An 11,943-nucleotide genomic window follows, 5' to 3' on the forward strand; every position below is an offset into this window, starting at 1 on the left:
GGGGCAAAACCGAGAATTTCGGGTCAGTCGACCGTCAGGCCGCGTCCAGCGCGCATTCGGCCCAGATGACCTTGCCCTGGGTGGTGTAGCGCGTGCCCCAGCTCTGCGACAGCTGCGCCACGAGGAACAGACCGCGGCCACCCTCGTCGGTGCTGGCCGCCCGGCGCAGGTGCGGGGCGGTGTTGCTGGTGTCGGAGACCTCGCAGATCAGGTGGTGGGCGTGCAGCAGCCGTACCCGGATGGGCCCGGCACCGTGGCGGACGGCGTTCGTGACCAGCTCGCTGAGGATCAGTTCCGCGGCGAACGCGGTCTCGTCGAGTCCCCAGTCGGCGAGCTGTCGTACGGCGTTCGCGCGGACCTCGCCGACGAGAGCCGGGTCGGCGGCCAGGTCCCAGGTGGCGATCCGGTTCCGGTCCACGGCGTGGGTACGGGCGACCAGCAACGCGATGTCGTCGTGCGGGTGGTCGGGCGCCACGAGATCCAGCACGGTCTGGCAGGCCTCGTCGGGTGTGTGCTCGGGGTGCGCCAGGGCGCCGCAGAGGTGGTCGAGCACCTCGTCGACGTCGCGGTCCCGGCCCTCGATCAGTCCGTCGGTGTACAGCACCAGCTGACTGTCCTCCGGCAGGTGGATCTCGGCCGTCTCGAAGGGCTGGCCGCCGAGGCCGAGCGGGGGCCCGGCGGGCAGGTCGGGGAACGAGACGGCGCCGTCGGGGCCGACGAGTGCGGGCGGGGGGTGGCCGGCGCGGGCCATGGCGCACTGTTGCGTGGTCGGGTCGTAGACGGCGTACAGACAGGTCGCTCCGATGATGCCGAAGCCCTCGGCGTCGGGATCCTCCCGGTCGAGGCGCCCCACGACGTTGTCGAGATGGGCGAGGACCTCGTCCGGGGGGAAGTCGAGTTCGGCGAAGCTGCGTGCGGCGGTGCGCAGTCGCCCCATGGTGGCGGCGGACAGCATGCCGTGGCCCACGACGTCACCGACGAGGAGGCCGACGCGCGTGCCGGAGAGGGGGATGACGTCGTACCAGTCCCCGCCCACGTCGGACTCGGCGGGCAGGTAGCGGTGGGCGACCTCGACGGCGTCCAGATCGGGCAGACCGTGCGGGAGCAGGCTGCGCTGCAGGGCCAGGACCATCGCGCGTTCGTGGGTGTACTGGCGGGCGTTGTCCATGGACAGGGCGGCGCGCGAGGCGAGCTCCTGGGCCAGCGAGCGGTCGTCGTCACCGAAGGGGGCGGGGTCCCTCGAGCGGTAGAAGCTGGCGACGCCCAGGACGACGCCGCGGGCGACCAGGGGGACGGTGATGAGGGAGTGGACGGCCGCCAGCAGCTGTTCGGTGAGCTCGGGATCCTGGGCGAGCCAGCCCGCGGCGACCTTCAGGTCCGGTTCCAGCACCGCCTGCCCGCTGACCAGGCACCGCAGCTGCGGAGTGGTCGGACCGAAGTCGATCCGCTTGCCGACCGGGCTGAAGGGAAGGTCGTCGCGGATGCCGCGGACCACCGTACGCCGCAGCTCGGCGAGGGGGTCGGTGGACTCCTCGCCGCGCAGCACGGACGCGGGCAGGTCGATCGTGACGAAGTCGGCGAGTCGTGGAATCGCCGTCTCGGCGAGTTCCTCGGCCGTGCGGCGCACGTCCAGGGTCGTGCCGATGCGGGCGCTGGCCTCGGAGAGCAGCTCCAGGCGGCGGCGCGCGGCCAGGGCGTACTCCCCCACGGACGGCTCCCCCACCAGCACGAGCCCGCTCGCCAGCGGCCGGGAGTCCGCGGGAAGGTCCGGCGCCACGGCGGGGGCTGCGGGGTAGGTCCGCTCCCGGCTCGCGCCGCCCTGGACCGGCGCGGCTCCGGCGCGGAGACCGGGCATCGGGCCGACGTGGAGACGGTCCGGCACGAGGAGGACAGAACGGTTTCGGGGCGGCCGGAGGAGGGGCAGGGCGGCGAGCTGCGCGTTGCCGGCAGCCTCGCTGGCTCGGCTCGGGACGGCGCCGGGCGGCCGGGGTGCGGGGCCGGTCAGGACGGCTTCGACGGCGATGCCCTCCACCCCGGAGGCGCTCGTCGTCGGCCGGCTCACGAGCGTGACCCGTCGGCCGTCGGACAGGCGCAGGTCCACGGCGCCCCGCTGTGCGCAGGAGATCAGCTCGGTGGCCTTGTCCAGGAGAACGGCCCGGTCACCGGGGTGCAGCTCGGGGGCCAGCTCGTCGACGCCGATGCGGTGGTGCGGGCCCGCGGCGGCATCGGCCCGGGCGGCCAGGTACGACCGCAGCAGCGCACGCTCACGCACGGAGCTCTGCCCGAGCAGCCGCCGTTCGACGGCCTCGGCCGCCTTGCGGATCACGCCGGCGAGCGCCGGATCCTCGGCGCCGCGCGGATAGCCGAAGCACAGGACGCCTTCGATGCGCCCGCTGAGCGGGTCGCGGACGGGCAGCGCACGGCAGGCGTTGCCCTGGGCGCGCTCGGCGAAGTGCTCGGCGCCGTAGACCCTGATGAGTTGACGCTCCGCCAGCGCGAGACCGATGCCGTTGGTTCCGGCGTACCGCTCGGCGAACACGAATCCCGGGACGCGCTGGATCGCGGGGAGGGTTCTGGCCATGGACGCGTCGCCGAAGCGGCGCAGGAGGACGATACCGCGCGCGTCGGCCACGGAAATGTTCATCTGGCTGCCGGCGAATCTGGACTGCAACCGGTCGAGCACCGGTACGGCCGCGTGGACGAGCCTGCTGTCCGGATCGAAATCCGTTCGGTAGGGAAGGTCGGCCTGGTCCGGCGAAAGGCCCAGGGACCGGGAGCGCTGCCAGGAACCCAGGATCGGCGACCGTACGCCTTCCTCCACCGCCTCCCCCTGCAGGAACCGCTCACGGGTACGTGCGGGCCCTGCCCCGTCGCTCGCACGCCGCCTGGGCGTCGGTTCGCCGCCGGACCGCACCACGCCTCGCCTCGCCTCGCCTCGCTCACACTCGCATCAGTGGCAATTTACCCAAACCCGGCATTGACGAGAATACGGTCTTATCCGGCATGAGTCATGGCGTGCCGAGTCGGTCACGCTCAGCGACCGGATGGGACGGTCCGTCCACGACCGCGCTCGTGCATCAGGGCCCCGGCCCGGGCCCGGTGACGACACCGCGCCGAGGCGGGAACCCGCACGGTACAGCCGTGCCGGCACGGGTACCCGTCATCGTGACCGGCGGTGTGCCGAGGTTACGAGCACGCCGCGTTGCTGTCCGGGCCTCCCGCGAGAAGGCGAGGAAGTGCTGGCTCATGAGTGCCCGAGCGAAGACGAAGGACGCGATCCGGGTCGGCGGCCGGCGCGTGCCGTTGTCCAACCCCGACAAGGAGCTGTTCCCGGACGATGGAATCACCAAGGCCGAGCTGATCGACTACTACCGGACCGTGGCGCGCCCGATGCTGACGCACCTGAGGAACCGTCCGCTGGTGATGGAACGCCATCCCGACGGGTACCGGGGAAGGTCCTTCTTCCACAAGGACGTTCCGGACTACTTCCCCGACTGGATCCGTACCGTTCGGGTGCCCAAGGAGGGCGGCAGCCTCACCATGGCGGTCTGCGACGACACGGCCGGCCTGGTCTACCTGGCCAACCAGGCGTGCGTCACGCCGCACCCGTGGCTGAGTCCCGCGAACTGCCTCGACTGTCCGGACCGCCTGGTGTTCGACCTCGACCCTCCCGACGGCGGCGGCGACGCGTTCGAGACCGTACGGTGGAGTGCCCGTCGGCTGGGTGACCTGCTCACCGAACTCGGTCTGCGCCCCGCGCCGATGACCACCGGATCCCGCGGCCTGCATCTGCTGGTCCTGCTCGACCGGCGCACCGACTTCGACACCGCGCGGCACTTCGCCCGGCGCGTCGCCGACACGCTCGCCGAACGCCACAACGACCGGCTGACCACCGAGCCGCGCAAGAACAGGCGCCAGGGCCGTCTGTACCTGGACACCCAGCGCAACGCCTACGCGCAGACCTCGGTCGCCCCCTACGCCGTACGCGCCCGCCCGCACGCTCCGGTCGCCACTCCGCTGGGCTGGGAGGAACTCGACGAGCCGGGGCTGGGTCCGCGGCGGTGGACGCTGCGCACCCTCCCCGAGCGCCTGGACACGTACGGCGACCCTTGGAAGGGGCTGAGTCGCTGCCGGCGCTCCCTGAAGAGGGCAGAACAGCGCCTGGCCGACCTCACGCGAGGCGACGGGAGGTGATCGCGGGCCTTACCCGACGCCTTTCGGTGTGGACGCGCGCTCGGGAGCGGAGCATGAGACTCTGCAACGCGGTCGGGTCAAGGCCCTCTTCCTCAACCACCACCCCGAGTCGCCGCTCCGCCTGCGGGCCGGCCCGGAACCCGGCCAACTGGCCCTCACAGAACAGGAACTGCGCTCCTACGGCCTCCAGGACGTCCGTGAGGAGCGTGCCGACGCGGTGCTCACCCGCGCCCTTGTCGGCACCCGGGCCGAGCTCGTCCTCGTGCCCGAGCAGCAGGTGAGGCTGAACGAGGGCGTGGGCGTACTGCTCCGCCACGCCGAACCGGCACCCGCTTCTGACCGCACGCCATCACGGAGGCAACGCTCATGTTCCGGACATCCCGTCGCGCACCGCACGACTCGCAGGTGGTCGTGGTCACCGGAGCGAGCGGAGGCATAGGCCGCGCCTGCGCCCGGGCGTTCGCGGCGCGCGGAGACCGTGTCGCGCTCGTGGCGCGCGGCCGGACCGGGCTCGACGCGGTGGCCGACGAGGTACGTGCGGCCGGCGGTACGGCGCTGCCCTTGGCCGTGGACGTGGCCGACTCCCGTGCGGTGGAGGCCGCGGCGGCACATGCCGAGCACGAGCTGGGCCCGATCGACATCTGGGTCAACGACGCCTTCACCACCGTGTTCGCGGAGTTCACCGACATCCGGCCCGAAGAGTTCCGCCGCGTCACCGAGGTCTGCTACCTCGGTTACGTCTACGGCACTCAGGCCGCGCTGCGCCGGATGCTACCGCGCGACCACGGCACCGTCGTGCAGGTCGGATCGGCGCTCGCCTATCGCGGCATCCCGCTGCAGTCCGCGTACTGCGGCGCCAAGCACGCTGTCCAGGGCTGGAACGAAGCGCTGCGCTGCGAACTGCTGCACCACGGCAGCAGGGTGTCGGTCACGATGGTCCAGCTGCCGGCCGTCAACACACCGCAGTTCGACTGGTCGCTGGCCCGGATGCGGTGGCAGCCGCAGCCCGTTCCACCGATCTACCAGCCTGAGGTGGCCGCCCGTGCCATCGTCTTCGCGGCCGATCATCCACGCCGTCGGGAGTACTGGGTCGGCGGGAGCACGGTGGCCACACTGATCGCCAACGCCGTGGCTCCTGGGCTGCTCGACCGCTACCTGGCGCGCACGGGCTACGCCTCGCAGCAGACGGACGAGCCGAAGCAGCCCGGCAGTCGCCACAACCTGTGGCAGCCACTGGACGGCTCTCATGGAAGGGACTTCGGCACCCATGGGCGGTTCGACGAGAGGGCCAGGGCACATGCGGTGCAGGCGTGGGCCTCGCGGCACCACGACGCGCTCGCCCTCACGTCACTCGCAGCGGCCGCCGGCGCCATGGCCGGCCGTGCCGCGCGGCGACGCCGCCTGTGACGGTTCTCGGGGTCACCGACCCCGATCGGCCGCGCCCGCTCCTGCCCGACCGCTCCTGACGCTCGGGCCCGAACTCACCGATGCTGTTCCTCTTCGGGCTGCTCCTTCTCGTGGGCAGCGGTGCCTTCACCGCCTTGGTCATCGCCGGCATCCTGTCCGGCGGCCCGGACTACGCCGTGTCGGTACTCGGTCATCACATCGCCACCCTGCCCGCGCGGGACGCCTGGCACCACCCCGGTCGGCCCGATGACGGGACCGGACACGCAGGCGGGTTTCTCGAAGCACCGGGTTTCTTGAAGAGAGAACAGCCGTCGCAAGCCGTCCTCGTCGAGATCTGACGATGCCTCCGCTCGACTCGCGGCCGACCCGTTCGAGGCGCACGATGGACTCAGGGGAACACCGCCCCGCGAGCCGGTGACCGGGCCGTGGGGCCGGCCGAGGAACAGCCATGACTCACACCGAACTTCAGCCGGGCGGCTTCGAATCCGAGAACCATCCCTGGAACATCCGCCTCGTCAAACATCCGAAGCGGTTTGAATCGTCGCACTTCGTCGCCGCCAAGAAGGCGGCCCACGCGATCCTGCGCGGCATGGACGACCTGGACCTGCCCTACGGGCCCAGGCCCGTCGATCCGGGGGCGGGACCGAACGGTTCCGAGCACTGGGAGATGCACCACGGCGGCAGCCTCTGGGTCAGGGGACGCGACCGCTGGCTGATGTACCGCGCCCGCGTAGGCATCGAGTGGAGCATGCAGTTCTGCGCCGACCCGGAGAAGGTCGACCGGCTGCGCCAGGAGGCCGCCGAGCTGGTCGACGCCTTCCCGCTGACCCTGCCCGCCCTGGCGGAACTGGGCTACGGGCGCGCCGAGAAGCTGCTGCGCACGCCGGTCAAGGACGCCGACGGGGTCGAGGCCTGGACCGACTCCCTGTTCAACTCCTGCGTACCGCTGAGTCACGCGAACCACCAGGGGATCCTGCCCAAGGTGCCCGGTGAACACCACTATCCCTGGCCCGTTAAGGGCGCGGACTTCGTCCGGTTCGACGACTTCCAGCTCTGGGTGACCCTGCCGGACGGCACCCACGGCGCCGTCGCCCCGGTGGACCGCCGGGGCTCCGGCGACGGACACGTCCGCCTGGCCTTCGTCTCCGAGGGCAGCGAAGCCGCCGCGACGATCGCGGAGGCTCAGGACCGCGGGCTCATGGCCGTCCTGCCGGCGAACAGCCCGGTGGCCATGCAGGCCTTCGCCCGGCAGATCACCCCGGGTCGGCACACCGCCTCCGGTCCTCTGTCCGCCGCCGCGGCACGGCGCGGCGGACCTACATCCGGCTAGCGGGGAGGGCGGCATGCCTCGCAGCGGGCTGCGGGCCAATCTCACCCGTCGGTGTCTGGGACACCGTGAGCCGGCTGCGCCGCCTCGTCGACGAGGTACTCATGGAGAAGCGGCTCTACGAGAGCGAGGCTCCGCGCCACGCAGCGCGGGTGAGGTTGGCCTCCTCGACGACGGCGAGAAAGTACAGCAGCTGACGGAATTCCATAAGCGGTGATGCTAGTTGCGATCACAACCATGTCTTGGACTTCTGGCAGGCGAGCCGAGACGCTGGTGATCATGGAAGCAGCACCGGTGGATGTCCGTGCCTCGATCGCGGCCGAGCGGCGCGAGTTGGCAGACGTACTGGACGGGCTGACCGGTGATCAATGGGATGCGCCCACCTTGTGCGACGGGTGGCGGGTGCGGGACGTCGCGGCGCACATGAGCGTGGGGTTCCGGTACTCCTTCGGCAGCACGGCACTGGAGTTCGCCCGGGCGGGCGGCAGCCTGCGCCGGATGACCGAACGTCTCGCACGTCGCGACGCCGCCGCCCTCACCCCGCACGAACTCGCCGCCGCGCTGCGGGACAACGCTCGTCACCCTTGGAAGCCACCGGTGGGCGGGCCGGCCGCGGCCCTCGGACACGACGTGATCCACGGGCTGGACATCACCGTCGCGCTCGGCCTCGCTCGGCGGGTCCCCCAGGAGCGCCTGTGGATCGTCCTGGACACCGTCGCGCCGCGAACGCTCCGCTTCTTCAAGGCGAACCTCGACGGTGTCGAGCTGCGGGCCACCGGCCTGGAGTGGTCGTACGGCACGGGCACTCAGGTGCTGCGCCCCGCTCAGGAGCTTCTTCTGCTCGCGTACGGGCACAAACTCCCGGCGGCGCGCACGGACGAGTGACTCTTACCTCCTGTCCCACCAGGGTCCTTCATGAGGGGGTGGAGGTGGCGCGCGGGAGGGCAGCAGGCATGATCACCGCGTGACCAAGACATGGCGGGGCTGGGCGGCGCGGTGGGCGATCGCCCTGGTGTGGTTCTACGAGGGGTTCTGGTGCAAGATCTGGCCAGGGCGGGCGGATCAGCGGGCGATCGTGGGCGATGTACCGTTCCTGCCGGAATGGGCGGTGACGGCGGCGCTCCTCGCGATCGGCCTGGCAGAGGTCGCGATCGGCGTGTGGGTGCTGAGCGGGCGGCGGGCGCGGGCGGCGGCGATCGTGCAGACCGTGCTGGTGGTGGCGTTCAACCTGGGCGGTCTGCTCTTCGGCGCCGACCAGATCGACGAGCCGGGGCGGCTCGTGACACAGGACCTGGCCTTCCTGGCGCTGATCTGGCTGGTGACGTGGACGGAGGCCGAGTGAGCGGGACACCGTGGGCGCGTGGTCGGCTGCTCGGCGGGTTCGGCGGTCCGCGCCTGCTCTTCGGGCGGATGTACGAGGACTGGGGTGTCGAGCTGGCGGTCCTCCCACCGTCGGGCGCACGGGTGCTGTGCATCGCCTCGGCGGGCGACACGGCGGCAGCCCTGGATGCGGCGGGGTACGACGTGACAGCCGTGGACGTCAATCCGGTGCAGCTCGCGTACGCGCGCGAGCGGCTGGCCGGCGGCGGGACCCGCGAGGGAACGGCCGAGGCGGTCATGCGCCTGGGCCGTGACACCGCGGCCCGGCTGCTGCCCGCCTGGCGACGGACGGAGCTGCTCGACTTCCTGGCACTCGACGATCCGCAGGAGCAAGCCCGCCGCTGGCGGGAGGAGTTGGACACCCCGGGTCTGCGCCGGCTGATGCGGGTCGCACTGCGGCCCGGCGGAGCCCTGGCGGTGGCCCTGCGCCCGTCCTTCGCCGGTGTCGTCCCGCCGCGTTTCGACGAGGTGTTGCGGCGGCGCCTCGAACGGACCGTGTGCAGGCACCCCAATGCGCGCAATCCGTGGCTGTGGCGGCTGTTGGCAGGGGCTGAGCCGCCGGGCACCCCACCGCCCTCGGCACCGGGTGTCCGGCTGGTCCGGGACGACGTGGTGCGCGCGCTGGAGCAGGCGCCGCGCGGTGCCTATGACGCGGTGACGCTCTCCAACGTGCTGGACGGGCCCGGACCCGACTTCGCCCGGGGGCTGCGGGCGGCCGTGCGCCACGCGGTGCGGCCCGGCGGAGTGGTGGTGCTGCGCAGCGCCCGTGAGCCGGGCCCGGACGGGCCGGGCTGGGCGGCGCGGGACCGCTCGGCGTTGTGGGGTGTGGTACGCGTGATGCGCCTCGGGGGCGAGGCCCCGGACCGGAGGATCGAGCCGTGAGGTATCTGCTGCAGCGTCATCCCGTGGCCATACGCACGCGCTTCGCGCACTCGCTGGTGCTGACGTACGCGCTGCCCGGCGAGGTGCTGCACCCGCTGGTGCCACCGGGCCTGGAACTGGACACCTACGGGGAGTACGGCTTCGTGGCGGCCGCGCTGGTCGACACCCGCGCCCTGCGACCGGCGGTCCTGCCCGCCCGTCTCGGGGCGGACTACCTGCTCACCGGCTACCGCGTCTTCACCCGCTTCCGCACCCCGGGCGGCCGCGTCATGCGCGGACTGCGCATCCTGCGCAGCGACACCGACAGCAGGGTGATGGTGCTCGGCGGCAACCTGATGACCCGCTACCACTACCGCCTGGCCCGGATCAGCACCCGTGTCGAGGCCGGCACGCTGGAGTTCCGGGTGGACAGCGCCGACGGTCGGGCAGATCTGCATGTGCGGGCCGATCTCGGCAGCGCGCCGGCGCCGCTGCCCGCCGGCAGCCCGTTCGCGGACGCGCGCGCCGCCCGGCGCTTCGCGGGCCCGCTCCCGTACACCTTCGAGTACGAGCCGCAGACCCGCTCGATGATCGTGATCAAGGCGTTCCGCACGCACTGGGACCCGCAGCCGGTCGCGGTGGACGTGCGTCGTCTGACGTTCTTCGACCACTCCCCGTTCGCGGGTACGCGGCCGATCCTCGCCAACGCCTTCCACGTCGCCGACCTGGACTACGGCTGGGAGCGAGGCCTGCGCCGGACCGAGACCGGTGGTGAGCGATGAGCCGCCGCTCCGGCGTCCGGGACGTGATCGCCTACAACTGGCCGCGGTACACGGCCGGTCTGGCCACCGCGGCGGCCTCGGCCGCACTCGCCCACCGGCTGCCACCGCCCCTGCGCACCATGGCCCGGGCCGGCTCCGCCGCCGCGTTCGGTCTGCTCGCCTCCGCCACGGTCGCGAGCTGGCTCGTCTACGACCGCTCCGAGCTGTACGACTTCGACTGGCTGGACACGCTGCTGCCGCAGGCGCCGTCCGCACACGTGGTGGTGGGCACCGGCCTCGACGAGGCGAGTGTCCCGCTGGCCGCCCGCTGGCCGGCCTCCCGGCAGACCACCGTCGACCTCTACGACCCGGCCGTGATGACCGAGGGGTCGGTGCGCCGCGCCCGGCGCAGGGTGCCCCCGCCGCCGCACGCCGTGCCCGGCCGGGTCGATGCGCTGCCCGTGGAGCCGGCCATGGCGGATGCCGTCTTCCTGATATTCGCCGCCCACGAGCTGCGGCGGGCGCGGGACAGAGAGCGGCTGTTCGCGCAGTGCGCTCGGGCGCTGCGCCCCGGCGGGCGCCTGGTCCTGGTGGAACATCTGCTAGACGGGGCGAACACGGCCGTCTTCGGGCCGGGCGCCTGGCACTTCTTCCCCCGCGGAGAGTGGCTGCGGCTGGCCGCGCACGCCGGGCTGCGTCCGGCGGGCGAGCGCCGCATCGCAGGCCTGGTCACGGCGTTCGTCTTCGCCGAGGGGTGCCGGTGAACCAACTGCTCACGCTGACCGTGCAGTTGCGCCTGGTCGGTCTGGCCCTCGTCGGCATGGGGCTGCTGCACGTCGTCCTGCCGCGCGTCCTGGGCTGGCCGGGCGACCTCGGCGGCAGCAGTCTGCTCACCCGTCAGGTCTCCTACGCGCACCTGTTCTTCATCGGCCTGATCTGCGTGCTGCTCGGCGCGCTGCCGCTGGCGTTCGCCCGTGAGCTGCTGAGCGGCGCGCCGCTGCCGACGGCCCTGCTGTGCGGACAGACCCTGTTCTGGGGACTGCGCTGGGTCATGGAGTTCGCCTACTTCTCACCGCGGCTGTGGCGGGGGCACCGGCTGCGGACGGCGGGCCACCTCACGCTCTCCGTGCTGTGGACGTGGGTGACCGCGGTGTTCGCCCTGGCGACGGTGCGAGCGATGGGCTGAAGGGTGCTGGATGCGCGGCCTCACGCGGGCCACGGTGGCGGCGCCCGACCGGCGGGCCGGACGCCGACACCGCTGACGTCAGGCCGGGGAGGCGGCCACTCGGCCGAGGTGCCGGGCGAAGAACCGGACCGCGCTGTCGGCCTCGAACCTGGGCGCCTCCTTGTGCCTTCCCGAGTTGGCGTGCAAGGTCTTCTCCTTCGAGGCGAAGGCGTCGAACAACGCGAGACCGGACTCGCGCGGGATGTGCTCGTCGTCCCACTGGAGCACGAACTCGACCGGGACGGTGATCCGTTTCGCCGTCCCGGCCAGGGCATCGGGCCAGTGGAGACCGAAGACCGCGGCGGTGATCCGGGGATCGGCCGCCGTCAGCGGCACCCCGATCGCGGTGCCCATGTTCAGGCCGAAGTAGCCGACCGGTCCTTCGGCGCCGATCTCCGGAAGTTCCTGGAGGGCGTCCAGGGTCGCCTGCCACTCGGGGACGGCGCGCTCCGCCAGGTGGGCGTTGCAGCGGACGACGATCGGGCCTTCCGGCTCGCCCGCCTCCCTCGCCTCGAACAGTGCGGCGATCTCCCGCTCGTCGTGCGCCGTGCGCGGCCGGTCGCCGTGACCGGGCGCGTCGATGAAGGCGACGTGGAAGCCGCAGCCGGTCACGAGGAGGTGCGCACGGCCCGTCATCGCCGGCCACTTCTTGTGCGTGCCACCGCCGTGGCCCATCAGCACCAGGGGTCGACGTCGTCTCCGCGGTGAACCGAACAGAATGCATGGGGTGTTGCCTTTCGGGAGTGCCTTGTTGTCGGGGCGCTCCCGGCGACACCTACGTCAGTCGC

11 protein-coding genes and 2 pseudogenes are annotated in these 11,943 nt (G+C 72.2%); 10 read left to right on the plus strand and 3 right to left on the minus strand.

Features of this window, described 5'->3' with window-relative positions; genetic code table 11:
• Positions 1-34: 34 nt before the first annotated feature.
• Positions 35-2,917 carry a SpoIIE family protein phosphatase gene (locus ACWC5O_RS28930; protein ID WP_450581428.1) on the minus strand — a complete coding sequence of 961 codons (2,883 nt, stop codon included), beginning with the start codon at positions 2,915-2,917 and terminating at the stop codon, positions 35-37.
• Between the two features lie 329 nt (positions 2,918-3,246).
• Between ACWC5O_RS28930 and ligD the strand changes: the two genes are divergently transcribed.
• Complete coding sequence (ligD, locus tag ACWC5O_RS28935) at positions 3,247-4,194, plus strand: non-homologous end-joining DNA ligase (RefSeq protein ID WP_450581429.1); 948 nt, start codon at positions 3,247-3,249, stop codon at positions 4,192-4,194.
• Here the strand turns inward: ligD and ACWC5O_RS28940 are convergent.
• Positions 4,172-4,510: a hypothetical protein gene (locus ACWC5O_RS28940; RefSeq protein WP_450581431.1), complete on the minus strand. Its 339-nt coding sequence runs from the start codon at positions 4,508-4,510 to the stop codon at positions 4,172-4,174. The two genes, ligD and ACWC5O_RS28940, sit on opposite strands and share 23 nt — an antisense overlap.
• A gap of 50 nt (positions 4,511-4,560) precedes the next feature.
• Here ACWC5O_RS28940 and ACWC5O_RS28945 point away from each other — a divergent pair, with 50 nt between their 5' ends.
• The 9 genes and pseudogenes from ACWC5O_RS28945 (at position 4,561) to ACWC5O_RS28985 (ending at position 11,116) form a co-directional block, all read left to right on the plus strand.
• Positions 4,561-5,601 carry an SDR family oxidoreductase gene (locus ACWC5O_RS28945; protein WP_450581432.1) on the plus strand — a complete coding sequence of 347 codons (1,041 nt, stop codon included), beginning with the start codon at positions 4,561-4,563 and terminating at the stop codon, positions 5,599-5,601.
• Between the two features lie 80 nt (positions 5,602-5,681).
• Positions 5,682-5,939 (plus strand): hypothetical protein, encoded by a 258-nt coding sequence (locus ACWC5O_RS28950; RefSeq protein WP_450581434.1) that lies wholly within the window; start codon positions 5,682-5,684, stop codon positions 5,937-5,939.
• A gap of 104 nt (positions 5,940-6,043) precedes the next feature.
• Positions 6,044-6,931, plus strand: a pseudogene (locus ACWC5O_RS28955) (DUF6424 family protein); the annotation flags it as partial.
• A 276-nt stretch (positions 6,932-7,207) separates the two neighbouring features.
• Positions 7,208-7,813, plus strand: a complete 606-nt coding sequence (locus ACWC5O_RS28960; protein WP_450581436.1) for a maleylpyruvate isomerase family mycothiol-dependent enzyme — start codon at positions 7,208-7,210, stop codon at positions 7,811-7,813.
• A 79-nt stretch (positions 7,814-7,892) separates the two neighbouring features.
• A complete protein-coding gene (locus ACWC5O_RS28965; protein WP_450581438.1) occupies positions 7,893-8,270 on the plus strand; it encodes a DoxX-like family protein in 378 nt (125 codons plus the stop codon).
• Complete coding sequence (locus ACWC5O_RS28970) at positions 8,267-9,190, plus strand: hypothetical protein (protein ID WP_450581439.1); 924 nt, start codon at positions 8,267-8,269, stop codon at positions 9,188-9,190. Before ACWC5O_RS28965 ends, ACWC5O_RS28970 begins: the two co-directional genes overlap by 4 nt.
• A gap of 23 nt (positions 9,191-9,213) precedes the next feature.
• A complete protein-coding gene (locus tag ACWC5O_RS28975) occupies positions 9,214-9,951 on the plus strand; it encodes a DUF2071 domain-containing protein (RefSeq protein ID WP_450581440.1) in 738 nt (245 codons plus the stop codon).
• Positions 9,948-10,694, plus strand: a complete 747-nt coding sequence (locus tag ACWC5O_RS28980; RefSeq protein WP_450581442.1) for a class I SAM-dependent methyltransferase — start codon at positions 9,948-9,950, stop codon at positions 10,692-10,694. The genes ACWC5O_RS28975 and ACWC5O_RS28980 overlap by 4 nt, the downstream gene beginning before the upstream one ends.
• Positions 10,691-11,116: a hypothetical protein gene (locus ACWC5O_RS28985; protein WP_450581444.1), complete on the plus strand. Its 426-nt coding sequence runs from the start codon at positions 10,691-10,693 to the stop codon at positions 11,114-11,116. The genes ACWC5O_RS28980 and ACWC5O_RS28985 overlap by 4 nt, the downstream gene beginning before the upstream one ends.
• 78 nt (positions 11,117-11,194) lie before the next feature.
• Here ACWC5O_RS28985 and ACWC5O_RS28990 read toward each other — a convergent pair.
• A pseudogene (locus ACWC5O_RS28990) lies at positions 11,195-11,848 on the minus strand (alpha/beta hydrolase); the annotation flags it as partial.
• Positions 11,849-11,943 lie beyond the last annotated feature (95 nt).

This window comes from Streptomyces sp. NPDC001450 (assembly GCF_053597295.1).